The sequence below is a fragment of the Bacteroides sp. 1001136B_160425_E2 genome, from assembly GCF_015559655.1.
GTDB lineage: Bacteria > Bacteroidota > Bacteroidia > Bacteroidales > Bacteroidaceae > Bacteroides > Bacteroides luhongzhouii.
The window spans coordinates 426,621-451,612 of the sequence record NZ_JADMQH010000001.1; the positions used below are offsets into that span (position 1 = coordinate 426,621).

Below are 24,992 nucleotides of genomic sequence, written 5' to 3' on the forward strand. Positions count from 1 at the left end.
TTGTATAAAGATACTCCTATTTTTTCATTTACCAATACAATGGTAAACAAATCCGAGTTCTTCCATCTCTTTTTTATCATATATATTACGCCCGTCCAACACTATTTGCTGGGACATCGTCTTCTTGATAACGGCCCATGAAGGCAGACGGAATTCTTTCCATTCGGTAACCAGCATCAATACATCAGCATCCAGCACCGCATCGTACATGTCACAAGCATAATAGATTGTCTCTCCAATTCTACGCTTGCACTCTTGCACGGCAGCCGGATCGTATGCACGCACCTTGCAGCCTGCCTCCAACAATTTATCGATCAGGACTAATGCCGGAGCCTCACGCATGTCATCCGTTTCCGGTTTAAATGCCAGTCCCCACAAAGCCACAGTCTTACCTTGCAAATCACCATTAAACTGTTTCTTTAGCTTTTCAAACAGGACACTTTTCTGTTGTTCGTTCACTTCTTCCACAGCGCTAAGCACCCGCATATTATAACCGTTCTGTTCCGCAGTCTTAATCAATGCTTTCACGTCTTTAGGGAAACAGGAACCACCATATCCGATGCCCGGATACAGGAACTTACGTCCGATACGGGTGTCCGAACCTATTCCGCTACGTACCATATTCACATCTGCGCCAACGATTTCGCACAAGTTTGCGATATCATTCATAAAGCTGATACGGGTTGCCAACATCGAGTTCGCCGCATATTTAGTCATTTCCGCAGATGGAATATCCATGAAAATCACACGGAAATTATTTAATAAGAATGGTTTATATAGTTTGGACATCAATTTCTCCGCACGTGCCGACTCCACTCCCACTACCACACGGTCCGGGCTCATAAAGTCACTGATCGCATTTCCTTCTTTCAGGAATTCCGGATTAGAAGCCACGTCAAAATCAACTTTCACGCCTCTCTTATCCAATTCTTCCTGAATAACCGCGCGAACCTTACTGGCAGTACCCACCGGAACGGTGCTTTTGGTAACTACCAATTTATATTGTTTCATATTGCGACCAATGGTACGGGCCACCTCCAACACATATTTCAAATCAGCGCTACCGTCTTCATCCGGAGGAGTGCCAACCGCACTGAATATAACCTCTACGTCATCCAGACAACTTTCTAATGAGGTTGTAAACTTCAATCGCTTTGCTTTCATATTACGGAGCACCATCTCTTCCAATCCACTCTCATAAATCGGAATATTCCCCTTTTGCAAAGATTCGATTTTCTCTTTATTCGTGTCTACGCACGTTACATTCACGCCGATTTCGGCAAAGCATGTACCTGACACCAGCCCCACATACCCTGTTCCCACGATTGCAATTTTCATACTAAATCTATTGTTTGTTTAGAAATTCATTCAAAATAAGCGGCATCTTTAAAGGCAGTTCCCTCTCTGTCTTTCGCCGATAATACCATTTGCGACTCTGCCAACGGCCAGTCTATCCCCAATGTTTCATCATTATATAAAATAGAAGCTTCTGCCTGCGGAGCATACTTGTTATCTACCTTATATGTAAATACAGCTTCTTCGCTCAAAACAGCAAAACCATGAGCAAAACCACGGGGAATGAAAAATTGTCTCTTGTTTTCCTCACTAAGCAATACGCAGATATGCTTTCCAAACGTAGGCGATGATTTGCGCAAATCAACGGCAACGTCCAGCACTTTTCCTTTAAGAACACGAACCAATTTCGCCTGACTATATTCTCCTTTCTGATAGTGCAATCCACGTAACACACCAAAAGATGATTTCGACTCGTTGTCCTGTATAAAATCTACGGGACCAATATTGGCATCAAACTCTTCTTTCTTATAGGCTTCCATAAAATAGCCCCGTTCATCGGAGAAAACTTTAGGCTCTATCAGCCATACTCCGTCTATTTCCGTCTGTATATAGTTCATTATTGATAGTGATAAATAAAACGATGCAAAAGTAGTGAATTTTTCGAAGTTTTCTGGGATATATTCAATTTATCTCGTAATTTTGCAGACATGATTGAATTGGCACAACATATAGAGACTTTATTACTGGAAAACGACTGCGTCATTGTTCCGGGGTTTGGCGGTTTTGTAGCGCATTACTCGCCTGCAACCCACGTAAAGGAAGAAAATATATTTTTACCTCCTACCCGCACAATCGGCTTTAATCCTCAATTAAAACTGAATGACGGTGTATTAGTGCAATCTTATATGTCAGCGTATGACACGAGTTTTGCTGACGCCAGCCGCATAGTAGAAAAGGAAGTAAACGAATTCATCGGTCTCCTTCATGAAGAAGGAAAAGCCCATTTGGATAATATAGGCGAGATTCATTATAACATTTATGGTAACTATGAGTTTGTTCCTTATGACTATAAGATAACGACTCCTTCATTATACGGTCTCGACTCTTTTGAAATGCATGAACTTTCCGTTCTGCAACAGAAAGAAAAAGTATGGGTACCGGCTCATCCGGAGAAGGAAAAGAAGACTTTTGAAATCAGTATCAACCGTGCATATCTTCGTAATGCTGCAGCAATGATTGCTGCCATCGTTTTGTTCTTTGCCTTTTCAACTCCGGTAGAGAATACCGATGTTCAAAAGAACAATTATGCACAATTATTGCCCAGTGAGCTTTTTGAGCAAATAGAAAAGCAATCGGTTGCAGTAACTCCTGTGTATGTTAAGAGTGATGCAATGCAACAGGCAAAGAAGCTTTCCGCTACTGCTTCAACTTCTTCTTCAACGAAGACTTCATCTGCTAAAAAGCATACAGCGAATAAGGCCAAGACTTCCAAACCAATCGCAGTTAGAGAAGTAAAAGTGGCCAAACAGGAAATGGCAGCTACTGCTCCTGCGGTTAAATCTCAAGAAAGCGCCAATCATCCTTTTCATATCATAGTGGCAGGAGGAATCAGCCTGAAAGATGCAGAAGCCATAGCAGCCCAGTTAAAATCAAAAGGGTTTGCTAATGCAAAAGCGCTGAACATGGATGGAAAAGTACGTGTCAGCATCAGTTCATTCGACAACCGTAATGAAGCGACCAAGCAATTACTTGAGCTAAGAAAAAACGAAACTTATAAGAATGCCTGGTTACTGGCTAAATAAAAATCCCTTTTTAAAAGCATGAAACGAGTTCTTTGTCCTAAATGTGAGAATTACCTTTTTTTTGATGAAACCAAGTATAGCGAAGGCCAATCACTGGTATTCGAATGTGAGCATTGCGGCAAGCAATTCAGCATCCGGCTTGGAAAAAGCAAAGTAAAGGCTCTTAGAAAGGAAGAAAACCTGGAAGAAGAAGCTGAATCCCATAAAGAAGAATTCGGATATATCACTGTTATCGAAAATGTATTCGGTTATAAACAGATATTGCCCTTACAAGAGGGTGACAATGTCATAGGCCGCCGTTGTGTGGGAACTTCTATCAATACGCCCATTGAAAGTGGTGATATGAGTATGGATCGACGCCATTGCATCATCAATATCAAACGTAATAAGCAAGGAAAACTTGTTTATACATTACGAGATGCTCCCAGCCTGACAGGTACTTTCCTCATGAATGAAATCCTAGGGGATAAAGATCGTGTACGCATTGAGGACGGCGCTATTGTGACTATCGGAGCTACTACATTTATTTTACATGCAGCTGAATGAATTTATAGCTTATTTTGATATTCTCGCATAAATTCATCAGCGATATAGAGATTGCCGTAGAGATAAAGCCCTGTCTCCTTGTCATGCAAGTCAGCACAAGTCTTGCTTTCATAAAACGTCACTTAGCCAATTCTGTTCCATCATAGGTAAGGTATTTATGCGTTACTCTTGGTTTAACAAACAAATCTGGTTGTTCGGTTGGTATTGAGCTAGATGCTGTAATGCTACAACTCGTTCCGTTCCTCCATGATATACAGTGATCTTCATTGTTTTGTCTCCCAAGTTGTAAGACATTCTATCATATTATCAGTCACATGCTCACGACTTTCAGTATGTAATACATCATAGCAAGGTAAAATGTAATTCTCAATCATGCCTACACGCTTCATGCGGGCAAATATTTCTTGATATGATTTACCTAACCGACGTGCCGTGCTTTCAATGCAAGACGCCACAAATGCTAATGTCACTTCTGTATGTGAATAATTCAATCAAATTCTCCATATTAATCCTGTATAAAGCCCAATTGAGCCAATTATAAAGTTAATGAATATATCCGGAAACAGATAAAGTTTAATATTCTTTTTATTGTTTTCGATTCATTTGCTTCTTAATCTTTAATAATTAACAACTTTCCGCCTCTTAATTATCTAACAGTTAAGGGCATTTTGATAGTTGTTTCCTCTATCAAAATGCCCTCTACTTATTAACCTTATGGTTATAATCTTATATCTTACAGAATACCTTTAACGGTCTCAAGCATTCCTTTTTCCTGGATAGAATCCAAGTTTGCTTTTACGGCTTCTGCCAATCCCGGGATCTTATTCAAATCTTCTCCCCAGATAAAGTCAGCAGCCAGAACACCTTCGGTTACTTTCTTTGTACAACCGGTTGCCCAAAGCTCTTTCAGCAGGTTCATGATTTCAGGAGCATCATTCGGAACAATTTCAGCACCATCAGCACGTACACCACCTTTATAGTAAGTAATGATAGCGGCCAAACCAAGTACCAGACCTTTAGGAAGTTCGCCCTTACGTTCGAGATAAGTCTTCAATCCCGGCAAATCACGAGTTTCATATTTTGGGAAAGAATTCAGCATGATGCTTGTCACTGCGTGATCTACGAATGGATTGTTGAAACGTTCCAATACATCATTGGCAAATTTTTCCAACTCATCTTTCGGTAAATTCAATGTCTCCATCAATTCATCGAACATTACTTTGTGAATGTATTTACCGATTACTTCGTGTTGACAGGCATCACGTACGATATTCACTCCGGACAGATAAGCCACCGGAGAAAGAACAGTGTGCGGCCCATTCAACAGAGTGACCTTACGTTCATGGTAAGGAGCTTCCGAAGGAACAAACAACACATTCAAACCTGCCTTGTCGGCCGGGAACTCTTTAGCAACTTCCTGCGGAGCTTCAATCACCCACAGATGGAAAATTTCAGCCTGAACAACCAAGTTATCATCGTATTGCAGTTTTTCTTTGATAGCAGCAATATCTTTGCGCGGGAATCCCGGAACGATACGGTCTACCAATGTCGCATATACGCCACAAGCTTCTTCAAACCAAGTTTTGAACTCATTACCCAGGTTCCATAATTCAATATATTGATAAATGGTTTCTTTCAACTTATGTCCATTCAGGAAAATAAGCTCGCAAGGGAAAATAATCAAGCCTTTTGTCTTATCACCATTGAATGTTTTGAAACGATGATACAACAATTGAGTCAGCTTACCCGGATAAGATGAAGCAGGAGCATCTTCACGTTTGCAGGACGGATCAAAAGCAATGCCAGCCTCTGTAGTGTTTGAAATAACAAAACGCATTTCAGGTTGCTCTGCCAATTTCATAAACTCGTCATTTTGAGAATATGGGTTCAGTGCGCGACTGATTACATCAATCATTGTCAAGCTGTTAACTACCTCTCCTTTATCCAACCCTTGAAGATTAACATGATAAAGGTCGTCTTGAGCATTCAGCATATCGACCATACCTTTATCAATGGGTTGAACCACTACCACACTGCTATTAAAGTCAGTTTTCTGGTTCATGTTGTAAATAATCCAATCAACAAATGCACGCAAGAAGTTACCTTCGCCAAATTGGATAATACGCTCCGGACGTTGTGTCTTAGGAGCAGTTTCTTTGTTTAATGCTTTCATGTTAGTTGTAATTTATAAAGTTGATATTATACAAATTCAAAATAAAAATCAATATTCTCTTTAATCAGGATGTCGATAGGCATATATTTTACAGGTTCAACAGACTTCTTAAACACGACATGGTCGCACAAAGCCTTCACCGCGCAATATCCTTGCAATCCCGGACGTTGCCCGATTAAATAATGCACATCACCTGATTTTAGCAGCTCTACATTTGCTTTCAAAAGGTCATATCCTATCAGCCCTTTCATGCTACGTCCCGCATGACGGAGATACTCTCCCAACTGATACACTCTGGAATTAAATACAACTCCCAGCACAGCCTTCGGATGCGCCCGGAAAAACTCATCTAATGTCTGTTGATTGCTTTCCTGATCGGATTTATTGAGTACTACCTCATGGATTAGCAAGTTATTATATTCCTCAGCTATGTAACTCATAAAACCATTCAAACGACGTTGCATCTGTATTTCAGCCGGATTATCTTTATTATTACTTAAGAACAAGACTAGCTCCTGGCCTTCTCCCGCTGAATAGTTGCGCATCAATATTTTTGCTGCGATATATCCACTCTTATAGGAATCCTGCCCAATATACGTCAAGGCTCTCGCTTCTTCCATATTGAAATCAACAAAAGCATAAGCTATCTTATTTTCCTGCAGATAAGCTGTCAGCGCCAGCGTCTCTTCCCGGAAATTCGGAGAAATCAATACTGCGTCTACATTCTTTTCTTTTATAGAAAGGCAGGCTTCCTGATAACTTTTCTCATCTCCATGATGATAACACAGATAATCTATACTCACATTAAAAGGACGCAACTCTTGCCGGGCACGCTCAATCCCCCCGACTACCGAATGCCAATAGTCGTGCTCTATATAATAAGGTATCAGGCAGAGGAAAGAATATTTCTTTTTAGCAGCCAAACCGATAGCAAATACATTGGGCTGATAATGAATCTCATCCAATACCTTTTGTACTTTAGCTTTGCTTTTGGGAGACACGTCGCCACGATTGTGCAACACCCTGTCCACCGTTCCGGCGGAAACACCGGCCATACGGGCTATGTCTTTAATGGTATAGTTCTGGTCCTCCATAGTGCTAAAACTTAAATATTATAAATAATCGCTGCAAATATACGAATTATTTTGTTACTCCAAGTAAATTTTCTATTTTTGTGTTCGATAACGGTTAATAAAACTAAAACGAGATTTACGCCTATTAGCTTTAAAATCAATACTATATAGGTATAAATACAGAAAGTAATAATTTTATATACTTAAAACACAGTAATAATGAAGAACTTCATGGACGAAAACTTCTTGCTGCAGACAGAAACCGCGCAAAAGTTGTATCACGAGCATGCGGCTAAAATGCCGATCATCGACTATCACTGTCATCTTATCCCCCAAATGGTAGCTGACGACTACAAGTTTAAATCACTGACTGAAATCTGGTTGGGCGGTGACCACTACAAATGGCGCGCAATGCGTACAAATGGCGTAGACGAACGTTTCTGCACAGGAAAAGATACCACCGACTGGGAAAAATTCGAAAAATGGGCGGAAACAGTTCCTTATACTTTCCGTAATCCACTGTACCACTGGACTCACCTCGAATTGAAAACAGCATTTGGTATCAATAAAATATTGAATCCGCAAACTGCACGCGAAATTTACGATGAATGTAACGAAAAGCTGTCTCAACCTGAATATTCAGCTCGTGGAATGATGCGTCGTTATCACGTAGAGACTGTTTGCACTACGGATGATCCTATCGATTCACTGGAATATCACATCAAAACACGTGAAAGCGGATTTGAAATCAAGATGTTGCCAACTTGGCGTCCTGATAAGGCTATGGCGGTAGAAGTCCCTGCTGATTTCCGTAGTTATGTAGAAAAGCTGGCAGAAGTTAGCGGCATCACTATCTCCAATTTTGATGATATGATCGCTGCTTTGCGCAAACGTCACGACTTCTTCGCAGAACAAGGTTGCCGTTTGTCTGACCATGGTATTGAAGAATTCTACGCAGAAGATTACACTGATGCTGAAATCAAGGCTATATTTAATAAGGTATATGGCGGTACAGAATTGACCAAAGAAGAAATTCTGAAATTCAAATCGGCCATGCTTGTTATCTTCGGTGAAATGGACTGGGAAAAAGGATGGACTCAACAGTTCCACTACGGCGCTATCCGTAATAACAACACTAAGATGTTCAAATTACTGGGCGCTGATACCGGCTTCGACTCTATCGGTGAATTTACCACAGCCAAAGCAATGGCTAAATTCCTTGACCGCCTGAACACCAATGGCAAATTGACCAAAACAATCCTCTATAACCTGAACCCATGCGCAAACGAAGTGATTGCAACTATGTTGGGCAACTTCCAGGATGGTTCTATCCCGGGAAAAATTCAGTTTGGTTCCGGATGGTGGTTCCTCGATCAAAAGGATGGTATGGAAAAACAAATGAACGCCTTGTCTGTGCTTGGTCTTCTAAGCCGCTTTGTAGGTATGTTGACAGACTCTCGTTCTTTCCTATCCTACCCGCGTCATGAATATTTCCGCCGTACATTATGTAACTTGGTAGGACGCGACGTAGAGAACGGAGAAATCCCTGCATCTGAAATGGAACGCGTAAACCAAATGATTGAAGATATCAGCTACAATAATGCTAAGAACTTCTTCAAGTTCTAACAGATAGTAGTTACACTATAAAAAAATACCGCTACCAAAGTCGAATATTTGAGTAGCGGTATTTTTTATGTTCTATTATTACCATTCATCCAATTCCACAACTTAGGGCTTATCTTATGCATTGACAGTAGATTCACAACACAAACCACAACGCTGACAAATCCCCAAAGCAATGTTTCATTCAGCGTATAACAGTCTTTAACCTGAATAAAGGCCCAAATACAATACGGTAAACATAATACCGACGTAACAATAACAGGTATGTACTTCCTTATCACCAAAAACTGAATGATATGCACTATCAGATGCAAACCGAAGGCAATCAAACAACAATACCAAGCCGTCAAATCATTCATGCAGATTGACATAACCGTACAAGCTGATATAATTATAAACTCTTCCAATACCGTCAAGGCAAAAACCGGCGCATTACTCAAAGAATCTACTTTATCTTTCATAAAAGGGAAGCGCACGTACAACATAGCCTTGTTCTTATCCAACCATGTCGGAAGCATTATTATCTCTTCAAATTCATGAATCATGAATACTATGGGCAATAAATATAGGTATTCCATCGTTTTTATTCCTTATTATCATTCAAGTATTGATATACAAAAAAAGAGGCAACCTTTAGTTACCTCTTTTTAGTACACCCTCAGGGACTCGAACCCTGGACCCACTGATTAAGAGTCAGTTGCTCTACCAACTGAGCTAAGAGTGCAACATGTTATTTTCATTGCAACCGTGAATTTGTACACCCTCAGGGATTCGAACCCTGGACCCACTGATTAAGAGTCAGTTGCTCTACCAACTGAGCTAAGAGTGCTTAATTCCTCGTTTGCGGTTGCAAAAGTAGGTCTTTTATTTTATTTGACCAAACAATCATGCAGCTTTTTTACTATCTTTTTTTCGTCTTTATTCGAACACATAAAGCTCGGAAGGCGTATTTCGCTTTAAAGCAAGTAGTTGCACATCTTTACCTACAAGAATACCTTTGTTCTTTAATTTCCATTCCACCGTTTTATAAGCTAGCTCCGGATGATTATTGTCTTTACTTAAATGACACAACCAGATATATCGCAAATGTTCAGTGATATTTTCCGCTAAAAACTCCGCAGTATCAGAGTTACTCATGTGTCCGGTCTTACTTGCAATCCGCTCTTTCAAATATTGAGGATAAGGCCCCATTTTAAGCATTTCCTCATCATAGTTAGCTTCAAGTATCAGATAATGGGCCTTACTGATATAATGGGCAGCTGTAGGAGTAATTTCTCCAAGGTCCGTTAAGAAAGAGAAGACTTTGCCGTCGATTTCAATGCAATACCCCACATTGTCCGTTCCATCATGCGGCACTTCAAAAGATTCGATATGGAAATCCTCCAAAGTCATCGGCTCTTGCTTTTCCAGATAACGAACTGACGAGCTGAGTTTCTCTGTCATACAATAGCTACGATTTATTCCAGCATGAATACGTGCGGTTGTATAAACAGGAATATTCATTTTTTCTCCCAGATTACCCACAGCTTTGATATGGTCAGCATGATCGTGCGTTATAAATACCGCACGAATACTATCCATCAAGATATTATAATCTTTCAGTGTTTTTTTGATAGTACGTATGCCGATTCCGGCATCTATCAGTATTCCATAGGTTTCAGTGCCCAGATAATAACAGTTCCCACTACTGCCACTCGCCAGGCTTATAAATTTTACTTTCATGTTTTATCCTCTTTATTAAAATGCAAAATGCCGTCAACTTTTACAGCAAAGTGACGGCAAATATACATAAAAAAGAATAGAATTACCGAGAAGATTCCTTCTTTTTGTCGATGGATTCGGTGATTTTCGCAAATAATAGTAGCGCTACAGCGGCAATCAGGCCAATAGCAGCAAAGTAATACCATATATAATGGGCATTTGCGCTAGCTGCCTCCCACGCTGCCCGTGTCTCGAACAAAGCAGGATCCGGACAATATTTGGTGAGCAGAATTCCCGCCAGACCAAAACCAAAGATGGAAGAAAGAAAGGAATGTAAATGACTGAATCCTAAATACATTCCTTCTTCGCCTTTAGGAGCCTGCAAAGAGAAATATTCCAGATAACGTGGCGAAATAAAACATTCGGCAAGTGCCTGTACCACTATACCTGCAATCATCATCAGAGTAATATTGCTCATGCCTGTAATAAGATCATTGCCCAGCAAGTTTCCACATGCCATCAGCAACGCCGAAAAAGGAATCAAAAACATTCCCACATTCATCGAAGTAATCGCACTGCGCTTTGCCATCAAACGTGTGATAAAGCTAACGCAACAAACCACCACAAAAGGATTCACATTAGCAATCCAGCCCGGTTTCGCCGTCTCGCCGGCCAACCGGATCACATATTTAGGCATAGTGGCGTAAAGTTGCTGTTGCACCATCCAGAACCCTGTAACAATCAGAATAAGAATCAATAAACGCCAGTTGGTGATGATGCGCATAAATCCTTGCCCAATCTCACGGAGACTTTTTCCTTCACCAGCCGTGTGCGTTGATTTATAAAGGAGAATAACAGCAAGCAAAGCAATAATTGTCATCGCACCGGAGAAATAATTAATATAGATATACGCTTGTTCACCAATAACATTACGCAAAGGATCGATAATTGTTTTACCAGTAAAAGCACCTACATTTACCATCATATAAAAAATGGAATAACCACGCGCACGCGTTGCCTCTGTTGTTTCTTTAGCTACAGACGCAGAAATGATGGACTTAATGAAGGAACCTCCCACCATAAGCACAAACAAGACCGGCACAATGATCCACCGGGTATAGCTATCGGGCAAACCATTAAATTGAGTAGTGACGCCATAACTAACCAAGCCGGCAGCTTCCAGCAAAGTGGGCAATACTCCCAATCCTAAATATCCGACGGATAATAAGGAAAATGCTATAATCATTGACTTCCGGAAACCGATCTTATCAGCATAAGCACCGGAAAAAATAGGAAGCAGATACAACCCGCCGGAAAAAAGCCCGGAAATCATACTTGCTTCAAAATCATTAAAACCTAAAATGGAAGATAGATAAATAGTGAGAACGATGAAAACGGCATAATATGCCATACGCTCAAACAGTTCGACTGTGTTGCTGACCCAAAATGCTCTCGTAAAGCCTTTAGCAGCACGCTGAGGGGAATTGTTCATGTATTTATTAATTTATTAATAATGTTAATTTGAGACAAAGATACGTTTTTTTGGCTTACTGTCTGTATCTTTGTTCAAAATTAGGTAATTAAAAACTATGATTATAGCTGTTGATTTTGACGGAACGATTGTAGAACATCGTTATCCACGCATTGGTGAAGAAATTCCATTCGCTGTTGACACATTGAAGTTATTGCAACAAGAAAAGCATCGTTTAATACTATGGAGTGTGCGTGAAGGGGCACTTTTGGACGAAGCTGTCGAATGGTGTAAAGCCAGAGGCTTAGAATTTTATGCCGTTAATAAGGATTATCCTGAAGAACAAAAAGACCATCAGGGATTTTCACGAAAGTTGAAAGCCGATATGTTCATTGACGATCGGAACTTAGGCGGTTTGCCGGATTGGGGAGTTATTTATGCAATGATTAAAGAGAAAAAGACGTTTGCGGATATTTATGGCCAAAACGGAGAAGAGGAAAAAACATCATCAAAAAAGAAGAAAAGATGGCTGCCTTTCTAATAAATAGATAAATAGCAAGCTGACAGATATACCAAAAAATAGATGATGCACTCTTATCCGACATGATTAAGAGTGCATTTCTATATGATGAAATAACTTATCTCCCAACATGGAATGGCCATTTACTACGATTCTCTGTTTTCCCACTTTTCCCTGAACTCCCATAGTTGCTCAATAGTAGGATAAAAAGTCGGATTTTCCCAGTTTCTGGAAATCATAGCAATCAACGATTCCAAATACGATTTACCATCAATAATTGTAGTACATTGATTGACCTGATATCTTTCAGTTGGATAATTCTTTGTTTCAATCATCTTTTTTGCCCAGTTCAATAACTCCTGGACAGCTTCATTGTCATAAGTATGTTGCGCCATATTTTTAGAATTTTCCACAAAGATACAAAGTTTATTTATTCATAAACAAGGAATAACCGAAGAACTGGCAGAGATTCTACAAGTTGTGCTATCAGCAAAGAACAATTTCAAGATTTTTTATGTTTATATAAATAGAGATAAACTTAAAAATAGAACGACTTATGATTTATGATTTCTTATTCCCCACAAAATCGAATACAACAAAAGTGTCTTTGTTGCTATTGGCTGTCCGGATCATCTTCGGCATATTATTAATGAACCATGGTATCCAAAAATGGAGTAATTTCCAAGAGCTTTCTACGGCATTTCCTGATCCGCTTGGAATAGGAAGTCCCCTGTCTCTCGGATTAGCTATTTTTGGTGAACTTGTATGTTCAATGGCATTTATTGTAGGCTTCTTGTATCGCTTGGCAATGATCCCGATGATTTTCACGATGATAGTAGCTTTCTTTGTTGTTCACGCAAATGACGTATTTGCTGTTAAAGAGCTAGCTTTCATTTATTTAGTGGTATTCATATTGATGTATATTGCTGGTCCGGGTAAATTTTCAATAGACCATATCATAGGAAACGAATTGTCAAGACGAAAATCAAGAACATACAAAAATTAGAAATAATCCCCCTGATTAATTAAAAAATATTATATTTGCATACTTGTATGAGAGAAATTATCAATATTTTTTATTAATCAAAAAATGTTTTAACATGAAAAGAGGGAAACTGACTTTAGTCGCAGTAGTGCTTAGCGGTAGCTTATTATTCAGTTCTTGTGTAGGATCATTCAGTTTATTCAACCGCCTGTCTTCCTGGAATCAATCAGTTGGAAACAAGTTTGTAAACGAACTCGTATTCCTTGCTTTCAACATTATTCCGGTTTATGGTGTAGCTTACCTGGCTGATGCTTTAGTTATCAATTCTATCGAATTTTGGAGTGGTTCCAATCCGATGGCTAATGTAGGTGACGTAAAGAAAGTAAAAGGAGAGAACGGCAACTACATGGTGAAAACTCTTGAGAATGGATATTCTATTACTAAAGAAGGCGAAACTGCTTCAATGGATTTGATTTACAACAAAGAAGCTAACACATGGAACGTCGTTGCAAACGGTGAAAGCGCTGAATTAGTAAAAATGAACAATGACGGCACTGCTGATTTGTTCTTACCGAATGGCGAAAAGATGAATGTAACGTTGGATGCTCAAGGCATGCTGGCAGCACGCCAGGCTACAATGAGTAATCTTATGTTTGCCGCCCGCTAAAAATAAAAACAAATACGAAGGAGATGAAACTACTTATTGAAGTTTCATCTCCTTTTTCAATCTCATCTTCTATCCAGCATCTTTTTATACTATGAATAAACTATATACACTTATCTATTCTGCTCTCATATTCACTTGTCTATCCTGTCAACAACAAACTCCCCAAACTCAAATAGAACAAACAGCCATAGATTTCTGCGAAGCCTTCTACAATTTCAATTATCCGGTCGCCAAAGCATGGAGTACCCCTTCTTCCCTGTCCTATCTTAGCTTTTTAGCGTCCAATGTGCGGCAAACTCATCTGGATCAGCTCAAGACACGAGGTGCTGCGAAAGTTTCTGTTATTTTAAGCAAGATAGATGCTAATTCAGAGGAAGCGACGGTTGTTTGCCAAATAAAAAATGCATTCGTCATCAATCCTGTTGAAGGGAAAATGGAATATATGAACTCTCTGCAAGATACCCTCCAATTAGTAAGAGAAAATAATAAATGGCTGATTAGAAAGGATATCCCACAGCAAAATGGAAGGCAAAGTCACGACTAAATTTAGGATGAATAATCGGGAAATGTTCTTTCTTCGTTTCATAGGCGGGATTGACTGCTTTCATACCTCCATCAAAACGAAGGATGAAGAAATCTAAATCCAGGCGAAGCCCTAGTCCATAGGCCACGGCTATTTGCTTATAAAACTTGTCAAACTTGAAAACTCCTCCTGGTTGGTTGGCATAATTCCGGATAGTCCAGATATTACCTGCATCAATAAATGCCGCTCCCTGAAATTTCCAGAATAATTTGCTTCGGTATTCAATGCTGGCATCCAGCTTAATATCTCCCGATTGATCGAGCAAATTTCCATTTCCAGCAAAAGAACCCGGTCCCAAATCGCGAACTGCCCATCCGCGAACACTATTGGCTCCACCGGAGAAATATTGTTTCTCAAACGGAATCGTTTTTGCATTTCCATAAGGCACAGCTATTCCTACACCGGCATGAAACGCAAAAGAGTTACGATGGTCGATTCTGATATTTTTAGCAAAATCAAACTCTCCTTTCAGATATTGAGCATAAGGAATTCCCAAAATAGCGTATTCACCATTACTATTCTTCCGAATATTGGTAGCCTTAGACAGGGCATACATTATATTTCCCGCCGACTCGAAATTAAAACGGATGGAGTATGAATTAGAAGCAATCGTATTGTTAATAATAGACCCTCCCACGCTATTATAATTATAGCTATATCCCATATTTACAATTAATCGATTCTGATAATTATACTGGAAAATATGGTTCTGTCCTTTATTAATATAGTCTTCTTTAAACCTGTCAGAGATACGAGGCAAATATAGAAAAGCAATATTAATCAAATCAATACGGTGTTGTATCTTCTGACGTTGTGTCCACTTGTAGCTCCAGTTGGCAGAAGCCATCGTACGCAGGAATTCCGGGCGCAACTGATAATTATACTGCAAACCAAACTCTGTTGTCGCCCTGATTTTCCGTTTAAAATCAGAGGAAATGAAAGGGAACAGAAAATTAGGGAAGTTGATACTCGTTTCCACCCCGTACTCTGTATAGTTATTATTCGAATAACCTGCCTGAAGTCCGGAAATAACTTCATACGCTCCGCGGAATTTTATCATAAAAGTTTCCGATCCGCGAAAAAGATTCCTGTTCTGGAAAGAGACGGAAGCTGCCGCTCCCAAGTCACCGGCAGAATTAGTTCCCTCTACCTCGAAAGCTACTGATTTATGTTTGCTCTTGGTCAGCATCACATAACAATCGAGCATCGTTGAATCTCCTATTTGAGTCTCAATAAAACGAATATTTGTATATTTCAATGCCGATAAACGTCCAAAACTGGAATAGGTCTGCTGCACATCGCGCTCATTATACAGGTCGCCGGAAGCAAACCGAAGGTTATCCATAAGAACTTTAGGACGCAAATAGAGTTTATCCTTATAGTAAATCGGATATCCCTTATAATGAACCGAATCATTGATGTCCACACTGCTCATTGCCGAGGACTGTAAAACATCATAATCCGTAATAAAATTAATCTTATTGATCCAATATTGCCGATGTTCTCTTGCCGAATCACTTGCGTGAGCTTTATACATCTGCAAATGTTGAGTCAGATCTACATTATAAGTATTACGAACGGTATCGGCAGTATATCCGATATAGTCCTTATTAAATTTATAGTAACCATTCCGAAGTAACTTATTCGTGATACGTTGCCTGTCCGCGTCCAATACATTCACATCAAAATACATTCCTTCCTTCAGCAAACTTCTGGCAGAATCCTGTTTGAGAAGCGCAGCTATTTTAGGATCATAAATATCATATTTGATAGATTGGACAACGTATGGCTTGCCTGCCGTTACATCATAATAGACTTTGATCTTTTTCTTTTTTACTTTAGTCGAACGTTTCACTGTTGCTGCCATATATCCCATATTATGCACAGCCTTAGTGATCTCTTCTTCAGAGCGTTGCGCTTCGTCCTCGCTATATATTACGGGAGCATCCCCTATTCTTCTCAAGAACTTATTCCCCCATTTGGTCGAATCACGCCCCGACAGATTGTACACATAAAGTTGGGTTTTTATCAGACTGAACCACTTGGCATTAGGATTTTGGCGAACATACATACGCAAGGAAGAAGGCCGTATATTTTTTTGGTCCGTACGAATTTTAACTTCATCCAGCAGGTAAGATCCATCCGGCACAAACTTAGTGGTAGTACACGAAGCAAGTGACAAGACAGCAGCAGAAGCAAGCAAATAAAGAAAATTTCTCCTCATACGGTTTTACATCGATAGCATGAAAAATGCGCTTACAAAGATAAATTATATTTTCTGACGGGGAAAATAATTTAAGAAAAAGAGAGGAAAGTAAGGATAGATTGGAAATATCTTTATAGCTTTGCAAAAGAATATCAAATCTATGGCATCATTAAGTAAAAACAAAATAAAGTATATCCACTCGCTGGAACTGAAAAAAATACGTAAAGAAGAGCGGGTATTTCTGGCTGAAGGGCCTAAATTGGTAGGTGATTTACTCGGACATTTCCCCTGTCGTTTTTTAGCTGCCACTCCCTCTTGGCTTCAGGAACATCCGGGTATTGGCGCAAGTGAACTGGTAGAAGTTTCACAGGAAGATCTTTCACGGGCCAGTTTATTGAAAACTCCCCAACAGGTACTTGCCATTTTCGAACAACCACAATACGCACTGGATACGGAAGCAGTCCGCCAATCGCTTTGCCTTGCATTGGATGATGTGCAAGATCCCGGAAATCTGGGTACTATTATCCGTTTGGCCGACTGGTTTGGCATCGAACATATCATCTGCTCGCAGAATACGGTAGATGTATATAACCCTAAGACCATACAGGCCACTATGGGCGGAATTGCCCGGGTGAAAGTACATTATACTTCTCTTCCCGATTTTATCCGGTCGCTCGGAGATACTCCTGTGTTCGGTACGTTCCTGGATGGGAAAAATATATATGAACAACCATTGTCGGCCAATGGCTTGATAGTAATGGGAAATGAAGGGAATGGCATAGGGAAAGAGGTAGCCACATTAATCAACCGAAAATTATATATCCCCAATTACCCGGCAGGCCAAGAGACATCCGAGTCTCTGAATGTAGCCATTGCTACCGCAGTAATCTGTGCCGAGTTCCGTCGACAGGCTGCATGGAAGTAAAATCAAAAGGATAAAACAAATAAGGAAATAAAGCTTCCCCCTTCTTTTCTGCTTCCTGCAGATACTCATTAAAACATTGGGAAGATTGATTCGAGACACTGGGAAGATTGATTTGAAACACTGGGATGTTTTTTAAAATCATCCCAGTGTTTTTTATTTCCTTCATCTGACTTTCAGAAAGCAGCACAATCACTCCCGGCATCCATTCAACCGATTCAATCTCTCCGGTCAATGGGAATACACCTCGGGCAACTCCTTTGTCGGTGATCTCTACCACCTGCTGCTTCATATATCCGACAGCAGGTATCAGCAAATAATGAGAAGCAAAGCGTTTCATTACAATTAGTTGTTTGAGCGTCTTTGCTGTTGCTGCCTGCGTTGATTCATCTGGCGTTCCTTTCTTTGCTCAATCCGTTCCTTTTGGATATGCTGTTCCACCTGAATCTGCTCCGGCTTCTTCTCACGATGAGTTCCCGTACGACGACGGTTCATCTCTTCCGGTGTCAGACGCTGCATGTCATCTTTATTCTTGTCTATGACCCTATGTAAAGAGTCAACATTTTCTTTAGTAGCTATCTTTTTCAAAGAATCCGCTTTCAATGCTTTTATCTTATTCAAAGAATCACGTACGGCAAATGCGAGCGTATCCGTACAATGATAACGAGTCATCATGAAGCGGTCAGCCAATACTGCTCCGCCTTTTTCCTGGCTATCCATCGGATAATAAATGAAACCTTTTATTTCTTTCATCGAACCTAATGTATCTGCAAACAAACGAATTTGTTGCACACCCGGTTCAGTCACCGTTTTCCAATGATTGATCGTATCTTTTTCATAAATCACCTGCATGGCCATAGTGACACCTCTTAAAGAGTCGGCAAGCATCGGTTCCAGGAAACGATACCGCACCTCCCATACCAATGTATCCCGGTCTTTGTAGTTAGAGTCGGTCGGCAAAGTAAATACATATTGATTATCCATCATTTCACCGGTCAAACGTATCATACGCTGCCACGGCCAGACATCGATACTATCACCCTGCTTGGTCATTTTCGGTTTCTTATCACGCTTGGCTATCAGGTCACCAACAAGTTCCTGTTCGTCTTTCAAGCGTTTTTTCACCTTATCATAAATTTTCGATAAAATTTCTGTGTTACGGGTATACCAAACCATGGATGAGTCAAATGCAGCTTGTGTAGTCCCATATTTCTTGAAAACGGCGTCGATATATAATGCTTTCTTATAGTTCTCACTATAAGGCAAATTATCTCCCATAGACTTTGCCACATGATAATCATACAGCAAATTCTCCATCTTCGATTCCGAGATTACATCACTGGGTCTTTTCACTTTACACCCGGCTACCGCAAAAACGAACATGCAGATGAGACACAGATGAAACCGAAATTTATTTTTCATGATCCGTAGTTTCCTTTTTATCTTTATCCAGCGAATGATAAGACTCATTCAAATATTTACTATAAAAGAGTAATAAGGCAATGATACCGCAACTGATAGCGGCATCTGCAAAATTAAAGATCGGACTAAAGAATATAAAATGCTCTCCACCCACAAACGGCATCCATGTAGGCCAGTTTGTATCTATAATCGGAAAGTAAAACATATCCACCACTTTTCCGTAAAACCAGGTAGAATATCCACCACCTTCGGGCATGAAACTGGCAATCTGCGAATGAGTGCTTTCATTGAAAATAACTCCATAGAACACGCTATCTATGATATTCCCCAAAGCACCGGTCAGAATAAGAGCCACACAGACGATATAACCTGTTTTGAACCCTTTCTTTATGATTTTATAGAGATACCACCCTATCAATGCTACCGCAACAATGCGGAATGTTGTCAGGAATAACTTGCCGAAGATTTCCATGCCGAAAGCCATCCCGTTGTTTTCGGTGAAATAGATATAAAACCAATCTGTCACACGTATGCTTTCATGCCAGTACATGTGAGTTTTAATCCAGACCTTGATGATCTGGTCAATAATCAATACGGAAAAGATAACGAGAAGGGCAATTCTCCCCTTCGTGAATAGTTTCTTCATGTGTTTATTATAAGTTAAACATAACGAGCTACAAGTGCCGTGCGTAAACTTTGCGCAGCTACTTGTAGCTCGTTACCTGTAGCCTACTTGCTATCTGTTATTTTTTACCACTGTTCTTTGCTTCAATGCTTAATGTAGCATGAGGAACAGCACGCAGGCGCTCTGCCGGAATCAACTTTCCGGTTTCACGGCAAATGCCGTACGTTTTATTCTCAATACGTACCAAAGCTGCTTGTAATCCTTGAATAAACTTCAGCTGACGTTGTGCCAGTCGGGTTGTCTCTTCCTTGGAGAGCGTATTAGCTCCTTCTTCCAATACTTTATACGTAGGAGATGTATCATCGGTATCATTACCGTCCAGTCCCATCAAACTTTTCTTCAACTGTTCATAGTCACGTTGTGCCAATTCCAGTTTCTCCATAATAATGGCACGGAATTCCTCGAGTTCCGCATCCGAATATCTAGTCTTTTCTGCCATAACTTTACAATTTTAAAGGTTAATCAATATAGTATTAGTCTTTTATCACATTCACAAACAATGAGAAGTCGTCAAACTCCAGCATTGTTCCGTCTTTCACTTCATCTACAAGTTCAAGAGATGTGCCTAAAACCTGGTTACAAATATAAGTATTATATTCATTTACCGCATCATCTGTTTGCGTATTTTTCGAGATTGTTATTTTTATTTTGTCTGTAATCTCAAAGCCGCTTGACTTACGTATATTCTGAATACGGTTCACCAATTCACGGGCAATGCCCTCGCGACGCAATTCTTCGGTAATGGTAACTTCAAGCGCTACTGTCAGTTTGCCTTCATTGGCAACCAACCATCCCGGAATATCTTCACTAAAGATCTCGACATCTGATACCTCAATAACAGCTTCCGCACCATCCAAGTTTAATGTATACTTTCCGTTTTTCTCCAATTCACCGATAGCTTCCTGTGACATTTCCGCAACAGCAGCAGCTACTGCTTTCATTTGCTTGCCAAATTTCGGGCCTAACTTTTTAAAGTCACATTTCACTTTTTTCACCAATACACCGGCTGCACCATCAACGAATCTGACTTCTTTTACGTTCACTTCATTCATAATCAGGTTCTTCACAGCTTCGATATGAGCTTTCTGCTCTTCATCTACCACCGGAACCATGATACACTGCAGCGGTTGGCGTACCTTGATATTCACCTTGCGGCGCAATGCTAACACCATAGATGTAACATCCTGTGCCATTTGCATGCGGGCTTCCAATTCCTTGTCTATCATTTCTTCCTGATATTTCGGGAATTCGGCAAGATGGACAGAAACTACATTGTCACGTCCTGTTGCTGTAATCAAGTCTGTATACAACCGGTCTGCATAGAACGGAGATATAGGAGCCATCAGTTTGGCCACTGTTTCGAGACAAGTGTACAATGTCTGATAAGCAGACAATTTATCCTGTGTAAATTCACCACCCCAGAAACGTTTACGATTCAGGCGAACATACCAGTTGGACAAATTATCATTCACAAAATCAGAGATCAAACGTCCTGCCTTTGTCGGTTCATATTCATTATAGCATGTATCTACCTCCTTTATTAATGTATTCAATACAGACAAGATCCAACGGTCGATCTCCGGACGTTCTGCCATCGGTACATCCGCTTCTTTATATTCAAATCCGTCTACATTCGCATAAAGCGCAAAGAATGAATACGTATTATATAAAGTGCCGAAGAACTTACGACGCACTTCTTCCACTCCCTCAACGTCAAATTTCAGGTTATCCCACGGAGAAGAATTGGTAATCATGTACCAACGCAATGGGTCAGAGCCATACTTTTCAATCGTAGTAAACGGATCGACAGCGTTATTCAAACGCTTAGACATCTTGTTACCGTTCTTATCGAGTACCAAACCGTTAGAAATAACAGCTTTGTAGGACACGCTGTCAAATACCATGGTAGCAATAGCATGCAAGGTAAAGAACCAGCCACGAGTCTGGTCTACTCCTTCGGCGATAAAGTCAGCCGGATATACCTGACGGTTATCCAACAGTTCTTTATTTTCGAACGGATAATGGATCTGCGCGTATGGCATAGCACCCGAATCGAACCATACATCAATCAAGTCTGATTCACGCTTCATCGGTTTGCCATCTTTCGATACCAATATGACATCGTCTACATAAGGACGGTGAAGATCAATCTTATCATAATTTTCTTCCGAATATTGACCCGGCACGAAACCTTTATCCTTGTATGGATTGGATTTCATAAATCCGGCAGCTACCGATTTCTCGATTTCATTATAAAGTTCTTCTACAGATTCGATGCATATCTCATCCGTATTATCTTCTGTACGCCAGATAGGTAATGGAGTACCCCAATAACGAGAACGGCTAAGGTTCCAGTCATTCAGATTTTCCAGCCACTTGCCGAAACGGCCGGTTCCGGTAGATTCCGGTTTCCAGTTGATGGTTTTATTCAATTCCATCATTCGCTCCTTGCAAGCGGTAGAACGGATAAACCAGCTATCCAATGGATAATAAAGCACCGGTTTGTCTGTACGCCAACAGTGCGGATAGTTGTGGACATGCTTTTCTATCTTGAAAGCCTGATTATTGGCTTTCATCATCATAGCAAGAGCGATATCCAACGATTCGGCTGCTTGCGCAGCTTTCTCATCAAACTTACCGTCTACCATAAATTGAGGATCATAGGCGTTTTTCACCCATGCACCCTGATATTCTTTGTATTTATCTACATCAACACATTCTTTCACAAAGGTTTCGTCCAGTTCATCCAACAGATAGAATTTACCGGTCAGATCCACCATCGGACGAGTTTCGCCTTTCTTATTAATCATGAACAATGCCGGGATTCCTGCAGCACGTGCCACATTCGCATCATCCGCACCAAATGTAGGCGCAATGTGAACGATACCTGTACCGTCTTCTGTCGTTACATAATCACCCGGTATTACACGGAAAGCCTTATCACTAGGCTTCCAGTTGCCATTTTCGGATACCTCAACCGGTTTCACCCAAGGAATCAACTGCTCATATTCCATACCGACAAGATCAGTGCCTTTGTATTCGGCAATCACTTTAAACGGTACAAGTTTATCTCCGGCTTTGTAGTCCTCCAATTTCAAATCAGCAGCTTTTGCATTGAAGTGTACATTCAATAAAGCTTTTGCCAGAACAACCGTGATAGGTTCTCCGGTATAAGCGTTGTAAGACTGTACAGCCACATAGTCAATTTTGGGTCCCACACAAAGAGCCGTATTTGAGGGCAATGTCCATGGAGTAGTTGTCCAAGCGATAAAATAAGGAGTTCCCCATTCCGTCATTTCCGGTTTAGGATTCTTCATTTTAAATTGGGCAACGGCCGTTGTATCTTTTACATCCCGATAACAGCCCGGTTGATTCAACTCATGTGAGCTCAATCCTGTTCCGGCAGCCGGTGAATACGGTTGGATAGTATATCCTTTATACAACAATCCTTTTTTATGCAGTTGTTTCAATAGCCACCATAATGTTTCAATATAGCGATTATCATACGTGATATAAGGATGCTTCATATCCACCCAATATCCCATCCGATGAGTCAGGTCTTCCCACTCCTTGGTATATTTCATCACGTCTTTCCGACAAGCCGCATTGTAGTCGGCAACAGAGATTTTCTTACCAATATCTTCTTTTGTGATACCTAATGCCTTTTCTACACTTAGTTCCACAGGCAGTCCGTGCGTATCCCATCCGGCTTTACGCTTCACCTGATAACCTTTCATCGTTTTGTAGCGACAGAAAATGTCCTTAATGGTACGAGCCATTACATGGTGAATACCCGGCATACCATTAGCCGAGGGAGGTCCTTCGAAAAACACGAACGAAGGACAGCCATCACGTTCTGTCATACTCTTGGCGAAAACCTGGTTCTCGTCCCATTTCTTCAGCACATCTTTGTTCACCTGCGAAAGGTCAAACTGCGAATATTCAGTAAATCTCTTACCCATAGCTGTCTACGATTTTACTATTTACAATTTACAATTTGAGGGGTATCCCCATTTTTAAGGGTGCAAATTTACAAAAACATTTGTTTAGTTGAGCAAAAAGCTAAGACTTTTAATCGGATTCGTGTGAAGTTAACGATTATAAACCGCCTACAGCCTAAACAAAACAGGTATCTCCTTGTTTTAGTGGGAAACCTAAAAGCACTTAACTTATGAATTACGGTATTAGCATTTTATTCAGGGCAATCCCTTTGGCGATGGCTGTTTTTTGCTTCGGATACGGAGCGTTCATTTATAATTATGGAGATGACGGGAGTCGTGTTGTGGCCGGTCCTGTTGTGTTTTCACTTGGTATGATATGCATTGCGCTGTTTTGCACGGCTGCCACTATTATCCGGCAAATCATACATACTTATAGTAAATCGGCCAAATACGTTTTGCCGGTTATAGGCTATTTGGCAGCCATCATTACAATCATTGGAGGTATCTGCATTTTCAGTAATGCCACTTCCACCTCTGCATTTGTTGCTGGGCACGTTATCACCGGTGTTGGATTTATAACCACTTGTGTAGCTACCGCCGCCACCTCTTCTACCCGATTCTCTTTAATTCCGGGAAATTCAAAAGCGACAAGTAATGAGGTTCCAGAAGGAGCTTTTTCCCTTAATCAGAGACGGGCATTGGTCATTGTTGCCATCACCGTTTCTCTCATCGCATGGATATGGGCATTTGTATTATTAGGGAACAGTCATTCTCATCCGGCTTATTTTGTCGCGGGGCACGTAATGGTCGGTCTGGCATGTATTTGTACCAGTTTGATTGCGTTGGTAGCTACCATAGCACGTCAGATACGTAATGATTATTCAGAAAAAGAACGGGATAAATGGCCAAAACTAGTTTTATTAATGGGATCTATCTCTTTTGTATGGGGATTATTCGTGATTTTGGCAGATTCCGGAAGCGCAAACGGTACCACCGGATATATTATGCTCGGGTTGGGGCTGGTATGTTACAGCATTTCCAGCAAAGTAATCTTGCTGGCCAAAATATGGAGACAAGAATTCAAATTAGCCAACCGTATTCCTATGATTCCGGTATTAACGGCATTGGCTTGTCTGTTCCTGGCGGCTTTTGTATTCGAGATTGCTACTATACATGCTGATTATTTCATTCCGGCACGTGTTTTGGTAGGTCTAGGAGCTATTTGCTTTACGCTGTTTTCTATCGTTAGTATATTGGAGAGTGGCACGTCTTCCAAATAAAAAAGTATTCTATAAAAAGGGCGTCACTATATGCCTCGGATAGTGACGCTATCCAAGGCATATAGTGACGCTATCCGGACAGCATAGCGTCACTCT

23 protein-coding genes, 2 tRNA genes and 1 pseudogene are annotated in these 24,992 nt (G+C 40.5%); 9 read left to right on the plus strand and 17 right to left on the minus strand.

Annotated elements, in window-relative coordinates; all coding sequences use genetic code 11:
- Nucleotides 1-24 precede the first annotated feature (24 nt).
- Nucleotides 25-1,338 carry a UDP-glucose dehydrogenase family protein gene (locus I2I04_RS01670; protein WP_195472769.1) on the minus strand — a complete coding sequence of 438 codons (1,314 nt, stop codon included), beginning with the start codon at nucleotides 1,336-1,338 and terminating at the stop codon, nucleotides 25-27.
- 26 nt (nucleotides 1,339-1,364) lie between these two features.
- Complete coding sequence (gene rfbC, locus I2I04_RS01675; protein ID WP_143258570.1) at nucleotides 1,365-1,913, minus strand: dTDP-4-dehydrorhamnose 3,5-epimerase; 549 nt, start codon at nucleotides 1,911-1,913, stop codon at nucleotides 1,365-1,367.
- Nucleotides 1,914-2,003: 90 nt separating this feature from the next.
- On the opposite strand from rfbC, the gene I2I04_RS01680 reads away from it, so the two are divergent.
- Together I2I04_RS01680 and I2I04_RS01685 are read left to right on the plus strand one after the other, a co-directional pair.
- On the plus strand, nucleotides 2,004-3,098 hold the full coding sequence (locus I2I04_RS01680; RefSeq protein WP_195472768.1) for an SPOR domain-containing protein: 1,095 nt from the start codon (nucleotides 2,004-2,006) through the stop codon (nucleotides 3,096-3,098).
- An 18-nt stretch (nucleotides 3,099-3,116) separates the two neighbouring features.
- On the plus strand, nucleotides 3,117-3,644 hold the full coding sequence (locus tag I2I04_RS01685; protein ID WP_118219892.1) for an FHA domain-containing protein: 528 nt from the start codon (nucleotides 3,117-3,119) through the stop codon (nucleotides 3,642-3,644).
- A 263-nt stretch (nucleotides 3,645-3,907) separates the two neighbouring features.
- Here I2I04_RS01685 and I2I04_RS01690 read toward each other — a convergent pair.
- The 3 genes and pseudogenes from I2I04_RS01690 to I2I04_RS01700 form a co-directional block, all read right to left on the minus strand.
- A pseudogene (locus tag I2I04_RS01690) lies at nucleotides 3,908-4,148 on the minus strand (DUF3791 domain-containing protein).
- A gap of 229 nt (nucleotides 4,149-4,377) precedes the next feature.
- Complete coding sequence (locus I2I04_RS01695; RefSeq protein ID WP_195654114.1) at nucleotides 4,378-5,817, minus strand: tagaturonate reductase; 1,440 nt, start codon at nucleotides 5,815-5,817, stop codon at nucleotides 4,378-4,380.
- A gap of 26 nt (nucleotides 5,818-5,843) precedes the next feature.
- Complete coding sequence (locus I2I04_RS01700; protein WP_195472766.1) at nucleotides 5,844-6,911, minus strand: substrate-binding domain-containing protein; 1,068 nt, start codon at nucleotides 6,909-6,911, stop codon at nucleotides 5,844-5,846.
- A 198-nt stretch (nucleotides 6,912-7,109) separates the two neighbouring features.
- On the opposite strand from I2I04_RS01700, the gene uxaC reads away from it, so the two are divergent.
- Entirely contained in the window at nucleotides 7,110-8,516 is a 1,407-nt protein-coding gene (uxaC, locus tag I2I04_RS01705; RefSeq protein WP_143258575.1) for a glucuronate isomerase, read from the plus strand.
- A 65-nt stretch (nucleotides 8,517-8,581) separates the two neighbouring features.
- Here the strand turns inward: uxaC and I2I04_RS01710 are convergent, their stop codons facing one another.
- The 5 genes from I2I04_RS01710 to I2I04_RS01730 all read right to left on the minus strand — a co-directional run bounded on the left by I2I04_RS01710 (nucleotide 8,582) and on the right by I2I04_RS01730 (nucleotide 11,706).
- Nucleotides 8,582-9,091, minus strand: a complete 510-nt coding sequence (locus I2I04_RS01710; RefSeq protein WP_195654115.1) for an HXXEE domain-containing protein — start codon at nucleotides 9,089-9,091, stop codon at nucleotides 8,582-8,584.
- Between the two features lie 73 nt (nucleotides 9,092-9,164).
- Nucleotides 9,165-9,237 (minus strand) — tRNA-Lys (locus I2I04_RS01715).
- Between the two features lie 32 nt (nucleotides 9,238-9,269).
- Nucleotides 9,270-9,342 (minus strand) — tRNA-Lys (locus I2I04_RS01720).
- 89 nt (nucleotides 9,343-9,431) lie between these two features.
- Entirely contained in the window at nucleotides 9,432-10,235 is an 804-nt protein-coding gene (locus I2I04_RS01725; protein WP_117685434.1) for an MBL fold metallo-hydrolase, read from the minus strand.
- 82 nt (nucleotides 10,236-10,317) lie between these two features.
- Nucleotides 10,318-11,706, minus strand: a complete 1,389-nt coding sequence (locus I2I04_RS01730; protein ID WP_117685435.1) for a peptide MFS transporter — start codon at nucleotides 11,704-11,706, stop codon at nucleotides 10,318-10,320.
- Between the two features lie 97 nt (nucleotides 11,707-11,803).
- Between I2I04_RS01730 and I2I04_RS01735 the strand changes: the two genes are divergently transcribed.
- A complete protein-coding gene (locus I2I04_RS01735) occupies nucleotides 11,804-12,226 on the plus strand; it encodes a BT0820 family HAD-type phosphatase (protein WP_143258578.1) in 423 nt (140 codons plus the stop codon).
- A gap of 125 nt (nucleotides 12,227-12,351) precedes the next feature.
- Here I2I04_RS01735 and I2I04_RS01740 read toward each other — a convergent pair whose 3' ends face one another.
- Nucleotides 12,352-12,600 (minus strand): DUF6965 family protein, encoded by a 249-nt coding sequence (locus I2I04_RS01740; RefSeq protein WP_143258759.1) that lies wholly within the window; start codon nucleotides 12,598-12,600, stop codon nucleotides 12,352-12,354.
- Nucleotides 12,601-12,761: 161 nt separating this feature from the next.
- Here I2I04_RS01740 and I2I04_RS01745 point away from each other — a divergent pair, with 161 nt between their 5' ends.
- The 3 genes from I2I04_RS01745 (at nucleotide 12,762) to I2I04_RS01755 (ending at nucleotide 14,401) form a co-directional block, all read left to right on the plus strand.
- Nucleotides 12,762-13,211: a DoxX family protein gene (locus tag I2I04_RS01745; RefSeq protein WP_143258579.1), complete on the plus strand. Its 450-nt coding sequence runs from the start codon at nucleotides 12,762-12,764 to the stop codon at nucleotides 13,209-13,211.
- Between the two features lie 94 nt (nucleotides 13,212-13,305).
- Entirely contained in the window at nucleotides 13,306-13,857 is a 552-nt protein-coding gene (locus tag I2I04_RS01750) for a DUF3332 domain-containing protein (RefSeq protein ID WP_065538638.1), read from the plus strand.
- A 91-nt stretch (nucleotides 13,858-13,948) separates the two neighbouring features.
- Nucleotides 13,949-14,401 carry a hypothetical protein gene (locus I2I04_RS01755; protein ID WP_195472762.1) on the plus strand — a complete coding sequence of 151 codons (453 nt, stop codon included), beginning with the start codon at nucleotides 13,949-13,951 and terminating at the stop codon, nucleotides 14,399-14,401.
- On the opposite strand, the gene I2I04_RS01760 is transcribed toward I2I04_RS01755, so the two are convergent.
- Entirely contained in the window at nucleotides 14,355-16,664 is a 2,310-nt protein-coding gene (locus I2I04_RS01760; RefSeq protein WP_143258581.1) for a BamA/TamA family outer membrane protein, read from the minus strand. The genes I2I04_RS01755 and I2I04_RS01760 overlap by 47 nt on opposite strands.
- Nucleotides 16,665-16,806: 142 nt before the next feature.
- Here I2I04_RS01760 and I2I04_RS01765 point away from each other — a divergent pair, with 142 nt between their 5' ends.
- Nucleotides 16,807-17,571, plus strand: a complete 765-nt coding sequence (locus I2I04_RS01765; protein WP_195654116.1) for a TrmH family RNA methyltransferase — start codon at nucleotides 16,807-16,809, stop codon at nucleotides 17,569-17,571.
- On the opposite strand, the gene I2I04_RS01770 is transcribed toward I2I04_RS01765, so the two are convergent.
- The 5 genes from I2I04_RS01770 to ileS all read right to left on the minus strand — a co-directional run bounded on the left by I2I04_RS01770 (nucleotide 17,522) and on the right by ileS (nucleotide 23,637).
- Nucleotides 17,522-17,908 carry a hypothetical protein gene (locus I2I04_RS01770; protein WP_143258583.1) on the minus strand — a complete coding sequence of 129 codons (387 nt, stop codon included), beginning with the start codon at nucleotides 17,906-17,908 and terminating at the stop codon, nucleotides 17,522-17,524. The genes I2I04_RS01765 and I2I04_RS01770 overlap by 50 nt on opposite strands.
- Nucleotides 17,909-17,913: 5 nt before the next feature.
- Entirely contained in the window at nucleotides 17,914-18,990 is a 1,077-nt protein-coding gene (locus I2I04_RS01775) for a DUF4296 domain-containing protein (protein ID WP_195654117.1), read from the minus strand.
- On the minus strand, nucleotides 18,980-19,636 hold the full coding sequence (locus I2I04_RS01780; RefSeq protein ID WP_143258585.1) for a lipoprotein signal peptidase: 657 nt from the start codon (nucleotides 19,634-19,636) through the stop codon (nucleotides 18,980-18,982). The genes I2I04_RS01775 and I2I04_RS01780 overlap by 11 nt, the downstream gene beginning before the upstream one ends.
- A 97-nt stretch (nucleotides 19,637-19,733) precedes the next feature.
- Nucleotides 19,734-20,114, minus strand: coding sequence for a TraR/DksA family transcriptional regulator (locus I2I04_RS01785; protein ID WP_004295883.1), 381 nt, complete (start codon nucleotides 20,112-20,114; stop codon nucleotides 19,734-19,736).
- Nucleotides 20,115-20,148: 34 nt separating this feature from the next.
- A complete protein-coding gene (gene ileS, locus I2I04_RS01790) occupies nucleotides 20,149-23,637 on the minus strand; it encodes an isoleucine--tRNA ligase (RefSeq protein WP_143258586.1) in 3,489 nt (1,162 codons plus the stop codon).
- Nucleotides 23,638-23,846: 209 nt separating this feature from the next.
- Here ileS and I2I04_RS01795 point away from each other — a divergent pair, with 209 nt between their 5' ends.
- Nucleotides 23,847-24,896, plus strand: a complete 1,050-nt coding sequence (locus I2I04_RS01795) for a DUF2776 domain-containing protein (protein ID WP_195654118.1) — start codon at nucleotides 23,847-23,849, stop codon at nucleotides 24,894-24,896.
- The last annotated feature ends 96 nt before the right edge of the window (nucleotides 24,897-24,992 follow it).

What these genes read in the sequence shown, in the direction of transcription:
- I2I04_RS01670 (WP_195472769.1), bottom strand. Translation starts at nt 1,338, where the DNA reads ATGAAAATTGCAATCGTGGGAACAGGGTATGTGGGGCTGGTGTCAGGT.
- rfbC (WP_143258570.1), bottom strand. Translation starts at nt 1,913, where the DNA reads ATGAACTATATACAGACGGAAATAGACGGAGTATGGCTGATAGAGCCT.
- I2I04_RS01680 (WP_195472768.1), top strand. Translation starts at nt 2,004, where the DNA reads ATGATTGAATTGGCACAACATATAGAGACTTTATTACTGGAAAACGAC.
- I2I04_RS01685 (WP_118219892.1), top strand. Translation starts at nt 3,117, where the DNA reads ATGAAACGAGTTCTTTGTCCTAAATGTGAGAATTACCTTTTTTTTGAT.
- I2I04_RS01695 (WP_195654114.1), bottom strand. Translation starts at nt 5,817, where the DNA reads ATGAAAGCATTAAACAAAGAAACTGCTCCTAAGACACAACGTCCGGAG.
- I2I04_RS01700 (WP_195472766.1), bottom strand. Translation starts at nt 6,911, where the DNA reads ATGGAGGACCAGAACTATACCATTAAAGACATAGCCCGTATGGCCGGT.
- uxaC (WP_143258575.1), top strand. Translation starts at nt 7,110, where the DNA reads ATGAAGAACTTCATGGACGAAAACTTCTTGCTGCAGACAGAAACCGCG.
- I2I04_RS01710 (WP_195654115.1), bottom strand. Translation starts at nt 9,091, where the DNA reads ATGGAATACCTATATTTATTGCCCATAGTATTCATGATTCATGAATTT.
- I2I04_RS01725 (WP_117685434.1), bottom strand. Translation starts at nt 10,235, where the DNA reads ATGAAAGTAAAATTTATAAGCCTGGCGAGTGGCAGTAGTGGGAACTGT.
- I2I04_RS01730 (WP_117685435.1), bottom strand. Translation starts at nt 11,706, where the DNA reads ATGAACAATTCCCCTCAGCGTGCTGCTAAAGGCTTTACGAGAGCATTT.
- I2I04_RS01735 (WP_143258578.1), top strand. Translation starts at nt 11,804, where the DNA reads ATGATTATAGCTGTTGATTTTGACGGAACGATTGTAGAACATCGTTAT.
- I2I04_RS01740 (WP_143258759.1), bottom strand. Translation starts at nt 12,600, where the DNA reads ATGGCGCAACATACTTATGACAATGAAGCTGTCCAGGAGTTATTGAAC.
- I2I04_RS01745 (WP_143258579.1), top strand. Translation starts at nt 12,762, where the DNA reads ATGATTTATGATTTCTTATTCCCCACAAAATCGAATACAACAAAAGTG.
- I2I04_RS01750 (WP_065538638.1), top strand. Translation starts at nt 13,306, where the DNA reads ATGAAAAGAGGGAAACTGACTTTAGTCGCAGTAGTGCTTAGCGGTAGC.
- I2I04_RS01755 (WP_195472762.1), top strand. Translation starts at nt 13,949, where the DNA reads ATGAATAAACTATATACACTTATCTATTCTGCTCTCATATTCACTTGT.
- I2I04_RS01760 (WP_143258581.1), bottom strand. Translation starts at nt 16,664, where the DNA reads ATGAGGAGAAATTTTCTTTATTTGCTTGCTTCTGCTGCTGTCTTGTCA.
- I2I04_RS01765 (WP_195654116.1), top strand. Translation starts at nt 16,807, where the DNA reads ATGGCATCATTAAGTAAAAACAAAATAAAGTATATCCACTCGCTGGAA.
- I2I04_RS01770 (WP_143258583.1), bottom strand. Translation starts at nt 17,908, where the DNA reads ATGAAACGCTTTGCTTCTCATTATTTGCTGATACCTGCTGTCGGATAT.
- I2I04_RS01775 (WP_195654117.1), bottom strand. Translation starts at nt 18,990, where the DNA reads ATGAAAAATAAATTTCGGTTTCATCTGTGTCTCATCTGCATGTTCGTT.
- I2I04_RS01780 (WP_143258585.1), bottom strand. Translation starts at nt 19,636, where the DNA reads ATGAAGAAACTATTCACGAAGGGGAGAATTGCCCTTCTCGTTATCTTT.
- I2I04_RS01785 (WP_004295883.1), bottom strand. Translation starts at nt 20,114, where the DNA reads ATGGCAGAAAAGACTAGATATTCGGATGCGGAACTCGAGGAATTCCGT.
- ileS (WP_143258586.1), bottom strand. Translation starts at nt 23,637, where the DNA reads ATGGGTAAGAGATTTACTGAATATTCGCAGTTTGACCTTTCGCAGGTG.
- I2I04_RS01795 (WP_195654118.1), top strand. Translation starts at nt 23,847, where the DNA reads ATGAATTACGGTATTAGCATTTTATTCAGGGCAATCCCTTTGGCGATG.